General features: G+C 71.3%; 12 protein-coding genes. 7 read left to right on the forward strand and 5 right to left on the reverse strand.

Annotation, left to right across the window (positions count from 1 at the left end):
* Positions 1 to 60 precede the first annotated feature (60 nt).
* Positions 61 to 1539 (reverse strand): glutamate-cysteine ligase family protein, encoded by a 1479-nt coding sequence (locus ALMP_RS22265; RefSeq protein ID WP_264931006.1) that lies wholly within the window; start codon positions 1537 to 1539, stop codon positions 61 to 63.
* Positions 1540 to 1674: 135 nt separating this feature from the next.
* Positions 1675 to 1962, reverse strand: a complete 288-nt coding sequence (locus ALMP_RS22270; protein ID WP_264931007.1) for a zinc ribbon domain-containing protein — start codon at positions 1960 to 1962, stop codon at positions 1675 to 1677.
* A 101-nt stretch (positions 1963 to 2063) separates the two neighbouring features.
* Between ALMP_RS22270 and ALMP_RS22275 the strand changes: the two genes are divergently transcribed.
* Together ALMP_RS22275 and ALMP_RS22280 are read left to right on the forward strand one after the other, a co-directional pair.
* On the forward strand, positions 2064 to 2843 hold the full coding sequence (locus ALMP_RS22275) for a hypothetical protein (protein WP_264931009.1): 780 nt from the start codon (positions 2064 to 2066) through the stop codon (positions 2841 to 2843).
* On the forward strand, positions 2840 to 4210 hold the full coding sequence (locus ALMP_RS22280) for an alpha/beta hydrolase (RefSeq protein WP_264931010.1): 1371 nt from the start codon (positions 2840 to 2842) through the stop codon (positions 4208 to 4210). The genes ALMP_RS22275 and ALMP_RS22280 overlap by 4 nt, the downstream gene beginning before the upstream one ends.
* Here the strand turns inward: ALMP_RS22280 and ALMP_RS22285 are convergent.
* The 3 genes from ALMP_RS22285 to ALMP_RS22295 all read right to left on the reverse strand — a co-directional run bounded on the left by ALMP_RS22285 (position 4199) and on the right by ALMP_RS22295 (position 10116).
* Positions 4199 to 5692 (reverse strand): family 43 glycosylhydrolase, encoded by a 1494-nt coding sequence (locus tag ALMP_RS22285; RefSeq protein WP_264931012.1) that lies wholly within the window; start codon positions 5690 to 5692, stop codon positions 4199 to 4201. The two genes, ALMP_RS22280 and ALMP_RS22285, sit on opposite strands and share 12 nt — an antisense overlap.
* Complete coding sequence (locus ALMP_RS22290; RefSeq protein WP_264931013.1) at positions 5689 to 8940, reverse strand: discoidin domain-containing protein; 3252 nt, start codon at positions 8938 to 8940, stop codon at positions 5689 to 5691. The genes ALMP_RS22285 and ALMP_RS22290 overlap by 4 nt, the downstream gene beginning before the upstream one ends.
* A 147-nt stretch (positions 8941 to 9087) precedes the next feature.
* Entirely contained in the window at positions 9088 to 10116 is a 1029-nt protein-coding gene (locus ALMP_RS22295) for a LacI family DNA-binding transcriptional regulator (RefSeq protein WP_264931015.1), read from the reverse strand.
* A 191-nt stretch (positions 10117 to 10307) separates the two neighbouring features.
* Here ALMP_RS22295 and ALMP_RS22300 point away from each other — a divergent pair, with 191 nt between their 5' ends.
* The 5 genes from ALMP_RS22300 to ALMP_RS22320 are packed head-to-tail and all read left to right on the forward strand — an operon-like array spanning position 10308 to position 19577.
* Positions 10308 to 11624: a sugar ABC transporter substrate-binding protein gene (locus ALMP_RS22300; RefSeq protein ID WP_264931016.1), complete on the forward strand. Its 1317-nt coding sequence runs from the start codon at positions 10308 to 10310 to the stop codon at positions 11622 to 11624.
* A gap of 49 nt (positions 11625 to 11673) precedes the next feature.
* Positions 11674 to 12645 (forward strand): carbohydrate ABC transporter permease, encoded by a 972-nt coding sequence (locus tag ALMP_RS22305; protein WP_264931017.1) that lies wholly within the window; start codon positions 11674 to 11676, stop codon positions 12643 to 12645.
* A gap of 29 nt (positions 12646 to 12674) precedes the next feature.
* Entirely contained in the window at positions 12675 to 13496 is an 822-nt protein-coding gene (locus ALMP_RS22310; RefSeq protein ID WP_309299521.1) for a carbohydrate ABC transporter permease, read from the forward strand.
* A 4-nt stretch (positions 13497 to 13500) separates the two neighbouring features.
* Positions 13501 to 15438, forward strand: a complete 1938-nt coding sequence (locus ALMP_RS22315) for a glycoside hydrolase family 127 protein (protein WP_264931020.1) — start codon at positions 13501 to 13503, stop codon at positions 15436 to 15438.
* A 5-nt stretch (positions 15439 to 15443) separates the two neighbouring features.
* Positions 15444 to 19577: an Ig-like domain-containing protein gene (locus tag ALMP_RS22320; protein WP_264931021.1), complete on the forward strand. Its 4134-nt coding sequence runs from the start codon at positions 15444 to 15446 to the stop codon at positions 19575 to 19577.
* Positions 19578 to 19601: the final 24 nt, after the last annotated feature.

Raw genomic sequence — 19601 nt, forward strand, 5'->3', positions numbered from 1 at the left:
GCGGCCGGCCCCCCCGGTCCCGGGCCGCCCGCCGCGTCAGCACGGCGGGCGGCCCGGCCGTCAGTCCACCGGCCAGGTGTGGGCCGGGGCGTTGAGATGCATGTAGTCCATGTACAGCTGCGTCATCCGCCGCAGCGCCTCCTGCCGGCCCGTCGACGTGGCCGTTTCCACGTGATGGACCATCTCCTTCTGCCACAGCGCCCCGTTGCGGCCCGCGACACAGCGCTGCTCGATGATGCCGAGCAGCGGCTCCCGCCAGGCCGCGTCCATGCCGGAGCGCTCCAGGCCCCGGTGCGCCAGCGGCAGCAGTCGCCGCAGGACCAGCTCCGGGGCCGGCACCTCGCCCATCCCCGGCCAGTACAGCCGGGCCTCGATGCCGTGCCGCGCCGCCGTGTGCAGGTTGTCCTCGGCGGCCGAGAAGGACATCCGTGACCACACCGGCCGTTCCTCCTCCACCAGAGCGCGGGTGAGCCCGTAGTAGAGGGCGCCGTTGGCGAGGGTGTCGGCGACGGTCGGGCCGGCGGGCAGCACCCGGTTCTCCACCCGCACATGGGGCTTGTCGTGGGCGACGGCGTAGACCGGACGGTTCCAGCGGTAGATCGTCCCGTTGTGCAGCGTGAGCTCGCCCAGCTCGGGGATGTCGCCGCGGTCCAGCGTCTCCGCCGGGTCCTGCTCGTCGCACAGCGGCAACAGCGCCGGGAAGTAGCGCAGGTTCTCCTCGAAGAGGTCGAAGACGCTGTTGATCCACCGCTCCCCGAACCACACCCGGGGCCGCACCCCCTGCACCTTGATCTCCTGCGGGCGGGTGTCGGTGGCCTGCTCGAACAGCGGGACCCGGGTCTCGTGCCACAGCTCCTTGCCGAAGAGGAACGGCGAGTTGGCCGCCAGCGCGACCTGGACGCCCGCGATCGCCTGCGCCGCGTTCCAGTAGGCGGCGAACTCCTCCGGGGACACCTGGAGATGGAACTGCGTGCTGGTGCACGCCGCTTCCGGTGTGATCGTGTCGGCGTAGGTCCGCAACCGGTCGACACCGTCCACCTCGATCCGCAGGTCCTCGCCCCGCGAGGCGAAGATCTGGTCGTTGAGCAGCCGGTAGCGCGGGTTCTCCGACAGCGCCGTCTCGTCGACGTCCTCCTGCCGCAGCGTGGGCAGGATGCCGATCATGATCAGCCGGGCACCGACCGACCGGGCACGCGCCTCGGCGTGGTTCAGCGCGGCACGGATCTCCGACTCCCAGGAGTCCGGGCCGCCCTCCGTCAGCCGGCGGGGCGGGATGTTGATCTCCAGATTGAACCGGCCCAGCTCGGTGGACCAGGCGGGATCGGCGATCGCCTCCAGGACGTCGCTGTTGCGCATCGCCGGTCTCGCCTCGTCGTCGACGAGGTTCAGCTCGATCTCCAGGCCGACCCGGGGCCGCTCCGACTCGAACCGCGCCTCACGCAGCATCTGCGCGAGCGTCTCCAGGCACTGCTGCATCTTGATCCGGTACCGCCGGCGGTCCTCACGGGTGAAGACCATCGCCGGCACGTCCCGTCCCATGGGCCCTCCCGGAGTCGTCCTCCTCGGCCACTCGGACCCCTCACACCTCCAGGGTCGCACCACCTCGGGGGCCGGCCAAACGGCGGCCGACCGCCCCGCGCCGACGACTCCGCTCCGACGGCCGAGGTGCCCGGCTCACGCCTGGTACGGCTGCTGCGGCTGCCCGTACGGCTGCCCGCCCTGGCCGCTCGCGGCCTGGATCTGCAGCTGCTCCGCCTGCTCCTTGCCCACCTTCTGCTCGGCGCCGCAGAACGTGCACTGCGTCATGTACTTCGTGGAGATCGGGAACAGCGGTATGAAGAACAGGGTGAACTTCGTGACGCGCTTGCGGAGCGCGTGCGCGGACGGGTTGCGGCAGTGACCGCAGACCAGCGTCAGCATGGCGAGTTGGTAGAGATAGCCCTTGGTGCCGAAGATGATCATGACGCGGGTTCCTTTCGGGTCGGTACCTGTCGAGTACCCGGCCCTGCGGTGACGGGACCACCTATGTGATCCCTGGGGCGGATGTTGCAGACTGTACTTTCATGACACGCATGAGGAAGATCGCAGCCTCGCTGTTAGCCGCCTCGGCCGCGCTGCTCGCGATACCCCCTACCGCCTCAGCAACCCCCTCCCCGCACGGTCCCTTCGTCCGGGAGACCTTCGACCGCCTCCCCCTCGGCCCCGTCACCGCGGGCCGCGGCTGGACCGCCGACACCTCCGACGGTTCGCTGACCGTCGTCCCCAGCACCACCGGCCGCGGCCGTGAACTGGCGCTCCGCACGGAAGGCAATGGCCGCGCCTTCCTCGTCCTGTCCGGCCTCGCACCCGCCGGGAACAGTTTCTGGGCCCGGCTGCGGGTGCGCGTGGACCGGTTCCCCACGGCCCCCGACTGGGCGCACTGGACACTCGCCGAGGCCTCCGGCTCCGACACCCCCACCCTGGTACGACCGCTGGGCGGGCAGTACGTGCCCACCGAGCGGGCCAACTTCTTCGGCGTCGGCTCCGACCTCGGGCCCACCGGCGACTGGACGGCCTGGAAGACCTCCGCGCCCGCCACCGGGGGGACCTGGAGCTGCGTCGAGTTCCACCTCGACGCCACGGACAACCGCGTCACCGTCTACCTGGACGGCGAGGAGCGGTCCGACCTGACGGTCTCCACCAAGGAACACGGCGGCGCGGCCGGCGACTTCGTCTTCCCCCGCTTCGACACGCTCAAGCTGGGATGGCAGCTCTACCAGGCCGACCCCACCCCCTCCTCGTACGAGGTCCGCATGGACGACGTGGCCCTGAGCGGCAAGCGCGTGGGCGGGTGCGCCTCATGACCGGGAGACTGCCGCGCAGAGCGGTACTGGGCGGGATCGCCGGCGCCCTCGCCCTGACCGCCACGGCGACCGCACCCGCCCCCGCCGCCGGGGCAGGGCGCCGCGGCCGCGAGCCGTACGTCCCGCTGACGGTGGGCGCCGGGGGCGGTCCGGCCGGGACGGACCGGGTCCATGTCCTCAAGATCGGGCCGGACTCGGCGCCCACCGTGCTGGTGCTGGTCCCGGGGATGTTCGGGGCCGCCAACGACTTCCGGCTGCTCGCCCGGGATCTCGTCGCCGCCGTGCCCGGTGTGCAGGTGTGGGCGTTCGACCGGCGCGAGGAGAACCTCGCCGACCGCTCCGGGTTCGCCACCGCCGACCCGGTCGCGTACTACCTCGACGGTCACTACCGCTCCCAGGACCCCGCCGCCTCGGCGTTCGCCGCCCGCTGGGGCCTCGCCCGCACCCTGGACGACCTGCGCACGGTCGTGCGGGCCGCCGCCGACGGAGGCCGGCGGCGGGTGGTGCTCGGCGGCCACTCCTGGGGCGCGACCACCGCCATGACGTACGCCGCCTGGGACTTCGACGGCCGTCCCGGCCACCGGGACCTCACGGCCCTCGTCCTGATCGACGGCGGTGTGCGCGGGGCGTTCGCGGGCACCGGGCAGCCGGTGCGCAACTCGCCGGAGGAGGTGCGCGAACGGCTCGCGGCCATCGACGGCGGCGCGGTCTTCGACATGACGCTGAGCGCCGTCGGGCTGGGCGCCCGGGCCGAGAGCACCCAGATCTGGTACCAGCTCGCCGGCTGGTACGCCCACCGAGACCCCGACGGCCGCTCGGTCCTCCAGCCCCGGATGCCCGACGTGCTGCGACCGGCGGTCCCGGTCACCAACGCCGGTCTGCTGGGCACCCTGGTGGACGCCGGGTTCGGCTGGCCCAACGACATCAGCGTCCACTCCGGGCACCTCGCGGACAGCGGGGACGTACGCGGGTGGGTCGACACCGGCATCACCCCTCTCGGCCGGGTCGCCACCGCCTACGCGGGCGGCCCCGAGCCGGCCGTGTGGGAGTGGTACTGGCCGGCCCGGCTGTCGGTGGACCTCGACGTCGTCGATCCCTACGCCGACACCGACCTGGCGCGCTCGCTGGGCCTGCGGCTGCGGCACACCGCGGACCTGGACGTTCCCCTGTACGCCTTCCAGACGAGCTACGCCCAGGGGACGATCGTGTCGGCCGCCCGCGAGGTCGTCGCGAACTCCCGTGTCCCTTACGCGGCTTACGAGACGGACAACGGGATGAACCACCTCGATCCGCTGTTCGCCGCGCCGTCGCACAACACCCTCACCCGCACGCTCGTACCGTTCCTCACCGGAGCGCTACTCGCCTGAGGGGGCGGTCAGGGGAACTCCGAGGGCCACCGGGGTGCCGAAGTTCGGCGTGCCGTCCGCGTTCCATGTGAACTTCTGCGCCCTGGTGGAACGGTTCATGTCACAGCCGCCGCTCGCGGAGCTGTTGGCGTGGTAGACGATCCAGTCCTCGGTCCCGTCCGGCGACTTGAAGAAGCCGTTGTGACCGGGGCCGTACACGCCGTTGGCGTTGGACCGCTGGAAGACCGGGTTCGGGGACTTCACCCAGGAGGAGGAGCTCAGCGGGTCGCCGCCGTTGTAGGTGAGCATGCCGAGCTTGTAGTCGGGCGTGGAGCAGTGGCTGGCGGAGTAGACGATGAACGTCCTGCCGTTCCGCTGGAGCACCTCGGCGCCCTCGTTCACCGCGCCGCCCACCGTCTCCCAGCTGTAGGTGGGGGTGGACAGCACCCGGCGGGTGCCGCTCGCCGTCCACGGGTTGGACAGCGGCCGGATGAACATCGGCTGTGAGCCGTTGTAGAAGGTGCCGAGCAGATAGAGCTTGCCGTTCAGCTGGAGGATGCCCGGGTCCAGTTCCCAGGTGTTGTCCTGGGTGGGGTCGAGCAGGTCGGCCTTGAAGGTGTAGGGCCCCATCGGGTCGAGGCCGGCGCTCTCCAGGACGTGGATCCGCTGCGTGCCCAGGTCGAACGGCTCCCGCCCGGCCGTGTAGTAGAAGTACCACCGCTTGCCGTTGGGCCCGTCGAGCAGATGGAACTCCGGGGCCCACATGGTGCCCGCGCCGTTGGGCCGGGTCAGGTTGAAGACCACCTGCTCGGGGGCGGTGGCGAGGCCCGCCAGGGTGCTGGACTTGCGCATGGTGACCGTCGAGTTCCAGGTCGTGGTGGCGAGGTAGTAGTACCCGTCGTGGTACGTCAGCCAGGGGTCGGGCCCTCGCTGGGCGATCGGGTTGGTGAAGGTGCCGGGGGTGGTGCCGCCGCCGGTGAAGGCGGGCAGCCGCCACACCCTGCCGTTCGCGGCGGAGCACGGCAGCTGCACCAGGCCGGTGTCCGAGGCCGACGAACCGCCGCTCGGCGTGACGCACTTGCCGGAGCTGACGGAGACCACGTTGAAGGTCTTGTCGGTGCCGCCGACCGACACCGGCACGAGCCGCCACCGCTGGTTGGTCCCGCCGTGGCAGGGCCACTGGATGATCGCCGCGTTGTCCGCGGTGGAGGCGCCGTGCACGTCGACGCACTGGCCGGACCGGGTGGTGATCGTGTACGTGTCGCTCGTCCCCTGGACCGGCGTGTGGGCGAAGCTCTGGTTCGCGTCGGAGGAGCAGGCGAAGGCGCGCAGCTGCGTGCCGTTGGCCGTCGAACCGCCGGGGAGATCGACGCAGTTGCCGCCGTTCTGGTTCACCGCCGTCGAGGTGAACGCGACGGCGGCGGACGCGGGCGGCGCCACCAGGAAGGCGACCGCCAGGGTGAGCAGGGCGAGGAGCGCGGACAGGCATCTGGTCCGGGTCATGGGCTGTACACCTTCGTTTCGAGGAGACCGACGGAGTTGGTGCCGTTGCTGGTGAGCAGCACCCGCAGGCGCGTGGTGCTCGTGGCGTCGAAGGTGACGGTGTTGTACTGGTTCTTCGCCAGCGGGTAGCCGCCGGCGCCGGGCACGTCGGCGTAGGCGCTGCCGGTCCAGTACTGGAGCTTCCAGGAGGCCGGCATGTCGATGCCCTGGTCGTCGTCGAAGAAGTACACCTCGGCCCGGTTCAGGGTCTTCGCCGTCGGCCAGGTCAGTTCGGCCCACTGCTGTCCGCTCTCCGGCCAGGTGCCCCAGCGCGGGTTCACGGTGTCGTTGGACGAGGGCGGGTCGATCCCGTCGTTGACCGCGGTGACGCTCTCCCAGGGGGAGGTGTACGACGCGGACGCCGTCGCGGACGTCGCCAGGTTGGCCGGCGGCTGCGCCCCGCCCCGGTGGTGGACGTCGACCTCGGTGAGGCCGGTCTTGGCCCCGGAGGCGTTGGTGGCCAGGATCCGCACGCGCTGCGCCTCGATCGCCGGGAACCGCACCAGGTTGTAGTTGGCGCGCGGTGCCGACGGACTCCTCGTCTGGCCCGGCACGTTCACCCAGCTGCCGCCGTTGAGGTACTGGACGGTGTACGCGGACGGCGCCCGGTACGTCGTACTGGCGGGACGGCTGTCCTTGAAGTACAGGCGCACCTCGTCGAAGGTGCGGGCGGTGCCGAAGTTCAGCTCGTACCAGTCCTGGGCGCCCGGCGAGCCGCCCGCGCCCCAGAAGGGCTCGTTGGTGGGCAGGCCGTCGACCGCGCCCGAGACGCTGCTGCCGGAGCCGGTGTGGGAGGCGGTCACCGTCGCCCCGGAGGCCAGGTCGGCCAGGTCGGCGGTCAGGTCGACGCCCGCCTTGGCGAGCATGTCGACCATCCGGGGGCTGCTGTGCACCACCTGCGTCGGTGCCCGCAGCCCGGGGGCGGCCGTGCGGTGGGTGACCGTCCCGGCGGTGGTGACGTCACCGGTGGCCGGGTCCCAGGTGAAGGGCACCAGGGAGCCGACGGTGGCGACCCGGCCGCCGTTGACGTACATCGAGTAGCCCTCCGGGATGCCGGGGTAGCGGACCACGCCGTCGGCCGGGTCGTCCCAGACGATGGACAGGTCGGCGCCCCGGTAGCGGAGGTTGTTGACGGTGAAGTGGGACCAGCCGATGTCGATGGGGGACAGCTCGACCTTCGCGTCGTTGCGCGGCCGCAGGCCGGCGACGTCCTCGATCACCGTCCAGTTGCTGCTGCCGAGGATGTTGTGGTGGATCCACGAGCGGTAGTTGACGGAGCTGCCGTTCCAGTCGGCCCAGAACTCGTTGGCGTCGGGCCACTGGGTGTTGCCGCCGACGTACTGCGCCCACGCGTTCCAGTAGAGGAGCTTCTTGTAGTCGGTCGGGTTCATCCACGCGTTGGGGTAGTTGCGCAGCACCGACGAGTACAGGCGGAACTGGACGGTGGAGTTGATGGTGGAGAAGTTGTTGGAGCCCGGCTCCCCGGCCTCGGCCGCCGCCTTCTTGTCGGCCTGGTTGGCCGTGTAGAAGGGGAACACCGGGTACTGGGCCGGGTCGTCGTACAGACGCAGGGCCTGCCGGTACGTCGCGGTGTTGGGGACGGCTCCGACGGAGAACGGGTAGTAGTTGTTGATCTCCTTCCAGGGCACCCACTCGTCGGTCGACTTCAGCCGGTGCTCGAACAGCTGCCGGTTCGGGTTCCACAGCACGTTGACGATGGCGTCCTTGATCTGCGTCGCGAGCGCGCGCATCTCGGTCGCCTTTGCCGTGTCGCCGGTCGCCTCGTAGGCCTGCGCGGCGGCGAGCGCGCCGCTGTACTGGTAGGCGGACTCGGCGCGGTCCATGTTCCCGGGCTTCCAGTGGAAGGAGACCGCGTCGGCGTCGTTGCCGGTCAGGGCGCCCCAGTCGTACTCGATGAGCTTGTTGCCGTCGCGGTCGTAGTGGGCGAGCTGGCCCTTGACGTCTCCCTCGGCGTACCGGGCGAGGCTCCTGGCGATCGCCGGCTGGCCGCCGTGGATCTGGTAGCTCTTCCACGCCGCCTCGGCGATGTACTGCGTGTAGCTGTTGGACCAGTTCTCCGGGTCGCCGGGGTTGTCCAGGAAACGTCCGCCCTTGGACGTCTGCCCGACGCTCAGCCAGTCGCCGAAGGCGTAGGAGGGGTCACGCAGGTACTTGAGGTCGTCGATGTGCATGGGCTGGGTGAGCGCGATCGCGTTGTTGTAGCCCAGGACGCCCTCGGTCGAGGTCGGGAACTGGAAGGTCTGCCCGGGGATGTCGGCGTCGAGGTGGTTGAAGCGCATCAGCCACCAGCGGTAGTAGATGTTCTTCTTGATCGCCGGCTCGGGCACGTCGATGTAGGGCACGTTCTGCGCCCACCACAGGTTGTAGGCCCTGACGTGGGTGGCGAACGCGGTCGCGGGGGAGTGGCCGGCGTAGGCGTTGTACTCGGTGAGCGAGGCGGGGATCTCGTCGGTGACGAAGCCCATCACCACCTTGGTGGTCACCGTCGCTCCGGGCGCGACCGTCACCGACCGGTTGAGCCCTCCGCCGGAGACGGTGAAACCGTCGCCGGTCAGGCGGGGGCGGAGGGTGGTCAGGTTGTTGTGGGCGTTGACCTGGCCGGTCAGCTCGCTGCCGGTGCCCGTGGTGGCGTAGGGCGACGTCGCCCGCACCTGGAGCGTCGTGGCGCTCGTGCCGTTGTTCTTGATCGACAGGTTGGTCACGGCGACGTTGTTGTCGGTGATGAACTTGGTCTGGTCGACCGTGACCGAACCGCTGGTGTGGACGCTCTTCCAGTGGCTGGGCGTCTGCCGGCGCTGGGCGACCTGTTCGGTGAAGGTGCCCGGGGTGATCGCGACGGTGTAGGCGCTGCTGCCGTCGACGCTCTCCCAGTAGGCGACCTTGCCGCCGAAGCCGAGCCGGGCGGGGTCGTGCTCCTTCATGAAGAGCGCGCGTCCGCGGCTCATCAGCCAGGGCCCGGCCGGGTCGTTGCCGGGGCGGGCCAGCAGGCGGTCCATCCAGAAGTCGGTCCCCGAACTCTCCGCGTCGTAGATCGCCCGCATCATGTCGTGCGGGGTGTGGGCGACGGGCGGTGCCGGGACGGCGGGCCCGCTGAACGTGGGGAACCCGATGGTCTGCGCGGCGGCGGCCGGGGTCACGGTGACCAGGGAACAGAGGATGAGCACGAGGGCGACGAGGAGGCGCTTCATGAGGTGCTCCCTCTCCGGTTGACGGCAAGCGGATGTCATGCGCCTGACATGCGTAGGAAACCGACCTAAAAGGTTTTCGCAACGTAGGAGCGAGCTGATGAAGTGTCAAGGGAGGGCGGTGGCACCCGAGGGCGCCGACCGTCGGGTTCAGGACAGCGGAGCGGTCGACCCCCTGATCACCACGCGGCAGGGCAGCGTCTCGACGCCCGAGCGCCGCGCCCCCGAGATCGCGGTGAACAGCGCGTGCGCGGCGGCGCGTCCGACCTGCTCCAAATTCATGTCGACACTGGTCAGCGGCGGGCGGGAGGCGGCGGTGAGGACCCGCCAGTTGTCGAAGCCCATGACCGCCACGTCCTCCGGCACCCGGTGGCCGCGCTCGCGCAGCACGTCCATCACACCGCGGGCGATCTGGTCGCTGCCGCACAGCACGGCGTCCACGTCCGGGTGCCTGTCCAGCAGCAGCGCGGTCGCCGCCCGGCCCCAGCCCTCCGACCACGCCCCGAAGCGCGGTTCGCCCACCGGGGCGAGACCGGCCTCGGCGAGCGCGGCCGCCGCCCCCGTGGCCCGGTCCCGCGCGGCGAGGTAGCCGGGGTCACCGGTGATGTGCGCGATCCGGGTACGGCCGCAGGCGAGCAGGTGCTCCACCGCGATCCGGCCGGCGTCGACGTTGTCGGGCACGATGGACAGATCCTCCGGATCGTCCGACGGCGCGTACGCGTAGACCACCGGAACGGGCAGCTCACGCCCCAGGGACGGACGCGGATCCGTCCGGCTGCCCACCACGATCAGACCGTCCACCCGGCGCCCGAGCAGGGCCCGCACATGGTGCTGCTCACGGATCGCGTCCCCCCGGGCGTCGCACAGGAAGACCGCGACCTCGCCCGCGCCGAAGGCGTCCTCGGCGCCCATCAGGATCGGGATGCTGAACCGGCCCTCCAGGTCGCTGGTGAGCAGACCCACCGTGCCCGTGCGCCCGGCGAGCAGCCCGCGCGCCAGCTGGTTGGGCCGGAACGACAGCCGCTCGGCCGCCTCGATCACCCGCTGCCGGGTCTCGGCCCGCACCTGGCTGCGGCCGTTGAGGGCCTTCGACGCGGTGGCGATGGACACGCCCGCCAGCCGGGCGACGTCGCCGAGCGTGGCGGGATGCGGACGAGAGGGGCCGGCGGTCTGGGGCATTGGGGGTTCTCCTGTCTCGCGTCGCGTGCCAAAACCGTACGCGATGAGTTTCGGCGCAGGGGCGACAAGTGTGCTTTCGCGGGTTTCCGTGGTGCTTCGAAAGCGGTGAGTGCAAGGGGATTGACGGGCAGTGAGCAGAGTCCTAGCTTTCAGAAAGCCTTTTCGGTTCATTTCTGTCGAGGGGGATCGTCATGCGGAGCACGACCGGACCACGTGGACAGATACGCCGACTCGTCACCGGTGCCGTCGCGTTGCTCGCCGCCGCGACCCTGGTCACGGCATGCGGATCGGGGGATGACGGTCCGAGCGGCGGGAACCGGGGCGCGGCGGCGGACGCCAAGGGCGTCGACGACGGCACCACACTGACGATGTGGACCCGCGCCGCCACCCGGCCGCAGAGCGAGGCCCTGGTCAAGGCGTACAACGCCGGCCACAAGAACAAGATCGAACTCACCGTCGTCCCCACCGACGACTACCAGGCCAAGGTCGGCGCCGCCGCAGGCTCCCGCGACCTGCCCGACCTGTTCGCCTCCGACGTGGTGTTCGTGCCCAACTACACCTCCAGCCGTCTCTTCGCCGACCTCACCGAACGCGTCGACGCCCTCCCCTTCGCCCGGCACCTGGCCCGGTCGCACATCAAGGCCGGCACCCACGACGGCAAGAAGTACGTCGTACCCCACACCCTCGACCTGTCCGTGCTCTTCTACAACAAGGACCTCTACGAGCGGGCGAAGCTCGACCCCGCGAAGCCTCCCACCACCCTCGCCGAGTGGGACCGGCACGCACGCGCGGTGGACGCGCTCGGCTCAGGCGTCGACGGCACCTTCTTCGGCGGCAACTGCGGCGGCTGCGGCGTCTTCACCTGGTGGCCGTCCATCTGGGCGGCCGGCGAGGACGTCCTCGACGAGGACGGCACCGAGGCCGACCTCGCCTCCGCCACCGCGCGGAAGGTGTACGACACCTACCGCGGCTGGGTCCGGGACGACATCGTCGCCCCCGGCGCGCGCGAGGAGACCGGCACCACCTGGACCGGCGTCTTTCCCAAGGGCAAGGTCGGCGTGATGCCCATGCCGTCGACCACCCTCGGACTGATGCCGAAGGGCCTCGACCTCGGGGTCGCGCCCATCCCGGGACCCGACGGCGGCAGGTCGACCTTCGTCGGCGGTGACGCCATCGGCATCTCCGCCACCAGCGACAAGGCCGACCAGGCCTGGAACTTCCTCGCCTGGTCGCTGGACGACGAGGCGCAGGTCGAGGTCGTCGCCGCGCACAAGGACGTGGTGGCCCGCACCGACCTCGCGTCCAACAAGTACTCCGACGCGGACCCGCGCCTGGTCACCATCAACCAACTCGTGGCGGACGGCCGCACCCCGTACGCGCTGAAGTTCGGCCAGACCTTCAACGACCCCAACGGCCCCTGGCTGACCCTGATGCGCGACGCCGTCTTCGGCGACGGGAAGTCCCTGGAGAAGAACAACGAGGCGGTCAGCGCCTCACTGGCCGACTGAGCGGCCCTGCCCCGCCCTCGACACCCCCGTCGCACGGCCAAGGAGAGCCATGCAGGTGAAGGCAGCCGACCCCGCGGCGGCCGACCCCCCGGCCCGGGCCCGGCCCGGGAACGAGGTCCCGCCGCCCCGACCCGCCCGCGCGCCCCGATGGCGGTCTCGCACCGCCCAGGGCCTCGGCTACGCCGCCCCCACCGCCCTGTTCGTCGCCGTCTTCTTCGTGCTGCCCCTGCTGCTCGTCGCTCAGATGTCGCTCAGCGACTGGCCGCTTCTCGCGGGCGACCAGGGCGGCAACGCCCCCGAGAACTACACCGACATCACCGACAGCCCCCTGTTCTGGCCCGCCGTCCGCTTCACCCTCCTGTACACCGTGATCGTCACCGTCGTACTGCTCGGGCTGGCCCTGCTGCTCGCCCTGCTGGTGCAGGAGTCCCGCCCCGGAGCCGGCTTCTTCCGCACGGTGTACTTCCTGCCCGGCGCCCTCGGCCTGGCCTCCGCCTCCCTGCTGTTCTGGGGCCTGTACAGCCCCACCACCGGCCCCCTGAGCCGCACCCTGGAGAAACTGGGACTGGTCGACGACCCGGTGTCCTTCCTCGGCACGCCGACCTCCGCGCTGCTGTCGACGGTGTTCCTGGTCGTCTGGAAATTCGCCGGCTTCTACATGCTGATCCTGCTCGTGGGACTCCAGCGCATCCCCCACGAGGTGTACGAGGCGGCACGCATGGACGGCGCGAGCCGCGGCCAGATCTTCCGCTCCATCACCCTGCCGCTGCTGCGGCCCTCCCTCGCCCTGTCCCTGCTGCTGTGCGTCACCGGATCCCTCCTCGCCTTCGACCAGTTCTTCGTCCTCACCAAGGGCGGACCCGACAACAGCACCGTCACCATGGTGCAGCTGGTCTACCGGGAGGCCTTCCAGCGGCTGGACCTCGGCACCGCGGCGGCCCTGTCGATCATCGTGCTGGCCGCGCTGCTCCTGCTCAACATCGCGCAGTTCCGCGGTCTGCGCCGCGCCGACGAGTCATGACCCACCCCTCCTGGAGAAGGGACCCCACGGTGCTCACCCGCGCCCTCGGCCGGACGCCGTACTACGTCGTCGCCGGAGGACTGGCCGTCATCTTCCTCTTCCCCCTGCTGTGGAACGCCTGGGCCTCGGTCAGCCCACAGCCCGGCACCGCGCAGGAGTCCGGCTACGGCCTCGGCAACTACCGCACCCTGCTCGACTACGACGCGGGCCTGTGGCGATACCTCCTCAACAGCACCCTCGTGTCGGTGCTGACCGTCGCCCTGACCCTCGGCGTGTCCTTGCTGGGCGGCTACGCCTTCGCCCGCTTCGACTTCCCCGGCAAGAACCCGCTGTTCCTGCTGACCCTGGCCATCCTCATGGTCCCCTACGCCACGCTGCTGATCCCGCTCTACGTGCTGCTCGGCAGACTGCACCTGCAGAACTCGCTGATCGGGCTGAGTCTGGTGCTGGCCATGTTCCAACTGCCGTTCGCCACCTTCATGATGCGGATCTCCTTCGAGGCGGTGCCGCGCGAACTGGAGGAGTCGGCGCTCGTCGACGGCTGCGGATCGGCGGGCGCGCTGCGCCGCGTCCTCCTCCCGGCGGTACGGCCCGGACTGATCACGGTCGGGCTGTTCGCCTTCCTCGCCGCCTGGAACGACTTCATCGCACCGCTGATCCTGATCTCCGACAGCGAGAAGGCGCCCCTGCCGCTGGCCGTGGCGAACCTGCGCCAGCAGAGCATGGGCGCCGTCGACTACGGCGCCACCGAGGCCGGCGTGGTCGTCCTCGCCGTGCCCTGCCTGCTCCTCTTCCTGCTGCTGCAACGCCACTACGTGCGCGGCTTCATGTCGGGCGCGCTGAAGGGATGACGTGGTGAAGGAGAACACAGCGGGGTCCCCCCTGCTGCCGGTGGCCCCGACCCGAGGCCGGCTGCGGCCCCTCGGGCTCGACGAGGTGCGGATCACCGGCGGCTTCTGGGCCCGGCGCCGGCACACCAACGCGACCGCCACTCTCGACCACTGCCACGACTGGATGGAACGCGTCGGCTGGATCGGCAACTTCCGCGCCGCCGTCGAGGGCCGCGTCCACCGCGACCGGCGGGGCCGCGAGTTCGCCGACTCCGACGTCTACAAGCTGCTCGAAGCCATGGCCTGGGAGGGCGGCCGGCACACGGGCGGCGCGCTCGACGCGGTCACCGAGGTGATCGCCCCCGCCCAGGAACCGGACGGCTACCTCAACACCGCCTTCGGCCGCCCCGGCCAGCAGCCCCGTTACAGCGACCTCGAATGGGGCCACGAGCTGTACTGCTACGGGCACCTGATCCAGGCCGGCGTCGCCCAGACCCGGGCCCTCGGCGAGGGCGAGCTGACGAAGATCGCCCGACGCGCCGCCGACCACGTGTGTGCCGCCTTCGGTCCGGGCGGCATCGAGGGCGTCTGCGGCCACCCGGAGATCGAGACGGCCCTCGTGGAACTCGCCAGGGTCACGGGGGAGCAGCGCTACCTCGACCAGGCCGCGCTCTTCGTCGCCCGCCGCGGCCACGGCACCCTCGCCGACATCGAGTTCGGCCGTGCCTACTACCAGGACGACATTCCCGTGCGGGACGCCACCGTGCTGCGCGGCCACGCCGTGCGCGCCCTCTACCTCGCGGCCGGCGCCGTCGACGTGGCCGTGGAGACGGGCGACGACGCCCTGCTCGCCGCCGTCGTACGGCAGTGGGAGACCACGGTCGCCCGGCGGACCTACCTCACCGGCGGCATGGGCTCCCACCACCGCGACGAGTCCTTCGGCGACGACTTCGTCCTCCCGCCCGACCGCGCCTACTCGGAGACCTGCGCCGGCGTCGCCTCCGTGATGCTCGCCTGGCGGCTGCTGCTGGCCACCGGCGAGCCGCGCTTCGCCGACCTGGCGGAACGGACCCTGTTCAACGTCGTGGCGACCTCCCCCTCGCAGGACGGCCGGGCCTTCTTCTACGCCAACACCCTGCACCGGCGCCGCCGGGGCACCGTCCCCCGGCCGGACGCGGAGAGCCCGCGCGCCGAGTCGAGCCTGCGCGCCCCCTGGTTCGCGGTGTCCTGCTGTCCGACCAACGTGGCCCGCACCCTGGCCCTGCTGCCCGCGTACCTGGCGACGGCGGACGACCACGGCGTCCAGCTGCACCAGTACGCCGACGCGGAGATCACCACCGTCCTCACCGGCGGTCACGAGGTCGCGCTGCGCGTGCGCACCGACTACCCCTCCGGCGGCACCGTGAGCGTGCGGATCGCCCGGTCCCCGGACCGGCCCTGGACCCTGTCGCTGCGCGTCCCCGCCTGGACGGGGGGCGCCACCGCCTGGCTGACCGGCCCGGACGGCGTCCGCCGGCCCGTCGCGCAAGGCACGGCCGAGGTCACCCGGCTCTTCCGCCCCGGCGACGAGATCCGGCTCGACCTGCCCGTCGCACCGCGCTGGATCACACCCGACCCCCGCGTCGACGCCGTACGCGGCACGGTCGCCGTCCAGCGCGGGCCGCTGGTGTACTGCGCCGAGTCCGTCGACCTGCCCGGCGGCCGGGACGTCGACGCCGTACGGGTGGATCCGGCCGCCGCGCCGCAGGACGGGCCCGGCGACACCGTCGTCGTACCCGGTGAACTCGCCGCGCCCCGCGACACGGAGTGGCCCTACGCGCCGCTGGACGGGCCCGCCGCGCCCCCCGGCGAAAGCGCCGGGATCGTCCTGGTGCCGTACCACTCCTGGGCCGGCCGCGGCCCCTCGACGATGCGCGTGTGGCTGCCGACGGCGCAACCGGACGCCACCGGGGCGGGGAGGTAGCGGCCGTGCGAGGACACCACCACCGTGCCGTCCTGGCGGCGCTGCTCGGCCTCGGCCTGCTGACCTCGCTCGCCGCGGCCCCGCCCGCCGCCGCGGACAACGCGGCCATCGGCTACCCCGTGTACTCCGGAGCCACCGACCCCGTGCCCGAACTCCCGGCCGGCTTCACCACCTACCGCACCCTGCGCGCCCAGTACGAGGCCGACCGCAGGGCGGGCGACGGCACCGACTTCTGGATGGACCGGATGCTGGCCCGCAAGGGCGAGGACCCGGCGGGCGACTGGCTGTTCACCCGGGGCCGGGCGGTGTTCATGAAGGAACACGGCCCCGCCCGGCTCGGCTTCGCCGGGAAGGTCGCCTACTGGGAGAGCATCGACAACCGCTCCGCCTACACCGTCGACCTGGCCGTGGGCGGCGAGAAGCTCGCCCTGAGCGAGGACACCGGCGCCAGGACGCAGACCCCGAGCCACTGGCGCGGCGTGTTCACCCACGAGGCCACCGGACTGAAGGTGACACAGACCAAGTTCATCACCGACGCCAACGTCGCCGTGACGAACCTGGCCGTCACCAACACCGGCCCCGTACGCCGCGAGATCACACTGCGCGCCGCCTCGCCGTACACCACGACCGCCGAGGGCCGGGAACTCACCGGCACGGTGGCCGCGAAGAACAACCTCACCACCGTCTTCCCCCGCCTCAGCGGCGACGGCATGACAGCCGACGGCGCGAGCCTGACGCGTGCGCTGGCGGTGCCCGCGGGCGCGACCGTCACCGTGAAGGTCCAACTCGGTTTCGTCACCGAGGAGATCACCTCCTCGCGCCCCGAGTACGACGCCGTGCGCACGGCGACCCCGGCGACCGCCTTCCGGCGCCACGTCCAGACGTACAACCGCTGGTGGGCCGAGAACCTGCCCTACACCGACCTGCCCGACGACAACATCGAGAAGACGCTGTACTACCGCTGGTGGCTGCTGCGCTACAACTACCTCGACGCCGACATCCCGGGCAACGACTACCAGTTCCCCACCTCCATGGAGGGCGTCCTCGGCTACAACAACGCCATCGCCCTGACCGTCGGCATGTTCGTCGACGACCTCAAGTACCTGCGCGACCCGAGCTACTCCTACGGCCCGTGGGTGTCGGCCGGCGAGGTGTCGAAGAACGGCAAGTACACCGACAACCCGGGGGACCCGGAGAACTGGTCCAACAGCTACACCCAGTACATCTCCGAGGCCGCCTGGCGCTCCTACCAGGTGCACGGCGGGCCCGACGGCATCGTGCGCAACCTCGCCCGGTACGCGGAGGGCGACGTGCGCGGCCAGCTGGCGGCCTACGACCACGACGGCAACGGGCTGATCGAGTACGACTGGGGCGCCATGACCGGCAACGACGCCGACGCGGTGTCCTTCGACTGGAAGCCGGGACGGCTCGACCGCGCCGAATCGGCGTACGTCTTCAGCAACGCCACGGCGGCGGCCCACGCCTACGACCTGCTCGGCGAGCGGGCGAACGCCGACCGGATGCGCGCGACCGCGAACCGGGTGAAGGACGCGGTCCTGGAGCACCTGTGGGACCCCGACGACAAGCTGCTCAAGCACCGGCACGTCGCCACCGACAGCCTCGTGCCCTGGAAGGAGATCAACAACTACTACCCGTACAGCGTCGGCCTGATGCCCACGCCGGACCAGGACCCCCAGTACCTGGAGGCCCTGCGGCTGTGGGCGGACGCGAAGCAGTACCCCGTCTTCCCGTTCTTCACCGCCAACCAGGCCGACAAGGCGGAGGCGGCCGAGCAGGGCCACCCGGGGAGCAACAACTTCTCCGTCATCAACTCCACCGTCACCTTCCGCTTCCTCTCCTCGGTGCTGCGCAAGTACCCCAACCGGTACATCGACCGCACCTGGTACAAGAAGCTGCTGTCCTGGAACGCCTGGGCCCACTACATCGACGGCGACAACCGGTGGCCCGACCAGAACGAGTTCTGGGCCGACGGCAGCGCCGACCCGCAGAAGATCGGCTACCGCTCCTGGATCCACCACACCATGCTCGGCACCACCAACTGGACGGTGATCGAGGACGCGATGGGCTTCCGGCCGCGCGACGACCGGAAGATCGAATTGTGGCCGATCGACGTCGACTGGCCGCACTTCGCCGTCACGGACATCAACTACCGCGGCACCGACGTGGCCGTCCTGTGGGACGAACCAGGGGACGGGAAGCGGCCGTACGGAAAGCGGGTCCCCGAGGGCTACTCCCTCTACCTCGACGGCAGGCTCGCCCTCACCTCCGACCGCCTCACCCACCTCCTCTACGATCCCGCCACCCGCGAGGTGACCCTCCCCGACGGCGGAGACGCCGAGGTCCGCGCCACCGGCCTGCGCACGGCCGTGGCGGAGCCGCGGGATGTCCGCTACGGCCCCGGGGAGCGCGTCACCGACCTCTTCGCCAAGGCGGGCCGCGACCTGACCGGAGCGGCGAAGGACAACCTCGCCGCCGGTGCCACGGCCCGGGCCTCCCACGAGGAGCTGGGACGCGGGGCGGTCGGCGCCGTCGACGGCTCCACCGCCAACGAGCCCTTCTGGGGCGCCCGTGGGTCGGGCGACGCCGAGGACTGGTACGAGATCGACTTCGGCCGGCCGCGCGCGGTCGACGACGTCCGGCTCCACTTCTACAGCGACAAACGGCCGGGCGGATACGCCGAACCCGCCCTCTACGCCGTGCAGTACCAGGCCGGCGACGGACAGTGGAAGGACGTGACCGGACCGGTCAAGTCACCGGTCGTTCCGAGGGCCAACCTCAACCAGGTGCGCTTCAAGGCCGTGACGACCCAGAAGCTGCGGGTGCTGATGCGGCACCGGGACGGTCATACGAGCGGGCTGAAGGAGGTCCAGGCGTTCGCCACCGGGGCCAGGGTCCCGGCGGCCCGCAACCGGGCCCCGTACGTCGAGGCGTGGCGCGACACCACCTACACCCGTCCCGGTCAGGTCAGACTCACGGGCATCGTCGAGGACGACGGGCTCCCGCAGCGGAAGCTCTCCGCCACCTGGAAGACGGTGGGCGCCCCGGACGGCGGCACCGTCATCCTCGACGACCCGCACGCCCCGACGACCGTCGCACGCTTCACCGAGCCGGGCACGTACACCCTCCGACTCACCGCCACCGACGGCGCGTCGGAGTCGTCGAAGAAGGTCGTGGTCGAGGCCGAGGCCCGCACGGACGGGCAGGTGAACGTCGCGCCGTCCGCGACGCCCACCGCGTCCTACACCTCCGGCTGGGAGTCGGTCGCCGCGATCAACGACGGCCGCGAACCGACCTCGTCCTCCGACGCCCCGCGCTGGGGCAGCTGGCCGCAGAAGGGCACCCAGTGGGTCCAGTACAGCTGGGACGACCCGGTCCGCGTCGACGGCTCGGACCTGTACTTCTTCCGCGACGCGCAGCCGGGCGCGGCCGACGGCGTCGGCGTCCCCGCCTCCTGGGTCATCGAGTACCGGGACGGCGACAGCTGGCGCGAGGTCGGCTCCCCCAGCGGCTACGGCACCGCCGAGGACGCCTACAACACCACCACCTTCACCCCTGTCACCACCACGGCGCTGCGGGCCCGGCTCACCGGCCACCCCGAGCTGGCGCTGGGGGTGCAGGAGTGGAAGGTGTACGCCGAGACACCGGAGTCCGTGCGCGAGGTCCACGTCCCCACCCCGCGCGGCACCGTCCCCGACCTGCCCGGCCAGGTGACGCTGGTCTACGCCGACGGCTCCACGGCACGCTCCCCCGTGGCCTGGCCCGCCCTCACCGAGGAACAGGTCGCCGAGGGCGGCACGAGCGTACGGATCACCGGGCTCGCCGACCGGACCGCGCGGCCCGTGACCGCGACCGTGTGGGTGCGGCAGACCGGCGCCGTGGAGATCACGAGCGTCGCGGAGGAACGGATCGCCACCCCGGCCGGCCGGGCGCCCACGCTCCCGGCGACCGTCGTCGCCACCTACAACGACGGCTCCAAGGACAGCCGCGTCCCCGTCACCTGGGACCCGGTGGAGCCGGACCGGTACGCCCGGCCGGGGACCTTCGAGGTGATGGGGACCGTCGCGGGCACCGGCCACCGCGCGACCGCCACGGTCACCGTCACCCCAGCCCCTTCATGACGCCGCAAGGCCCGTGCAGTCCCG

The sequence above is a fragment of the Streptomyces sp. A012304 genome (assembly GCF_026008495.1).
GTDB lineage: Bacteria > Actinomycetota > Actinomycetes > Streptomycetales > Streptomycetaceae > Streptomyces.

Coding starts and splice junctions, on each gene's coding strand:
- ALMP_RS22265 (WP_264931006.1), bottom strand. CDS start 1,539: ATGGGACGGGACGTGCCGGCGATGGTCTTCACCCGTGAGGACCGCCGG.
- ALMP_RS22270 (WP_264931007.1), bottom strand. CDS start 1,962: ATGATCATCTTCGGCACCAAGGGCTATCTCTACCAACTCGCCATGCTG.
- ALMP_RS22275 (WP_264931009.1), top strand. CDS start 2,064: ATGACACGCATGAGGAAGATCGCAGCCTCGCTGTTAGCCGCCTCGGCC.
- ALMP_RS22280 (WP_264931010.1), top strand. CDS start 2,840: ATGACCGGGAGACTGCCGCGCAGAGCGGTACTGGGCGGGATCGCCGGC.
- ALMP_RS22285 (WP_264931012.1), bottom strand. CDS start 5,692: ATGACCCGGACCAGATGCCTGTCCGCGCTCCTCGCCCTGCTCACCCTG.
- ALMP_RS22290 (WP_264931013.1), bottom strand. CDS start 8,940: ATGAAGCGCCTCCTCGTCGCCCTCGTGCTCATCCTCTGTTCCCTGGTC.
- ALMP_RS22295 (WP_264931015.1), bottom strand. CDS start 10,116: ATGCCCCAGACCGCCGGCCCCTCTCGTCCGCATCCCGCCACGCTCGGC.
- ALMP_RS22300 (WP_264931016.1), top strand. CDS start 10,308: ATGCGGAGCACGACCGGACCACGTGGACAGATACGCCGACTCGTCACC.
- ALMP_RS22305 (WP_264931017.1), top strand. CDS start 11,674: ATGCAGGTGAAGGCAGCCGACCCCGCGGCGGCCGACCCCCCGGCCCGG.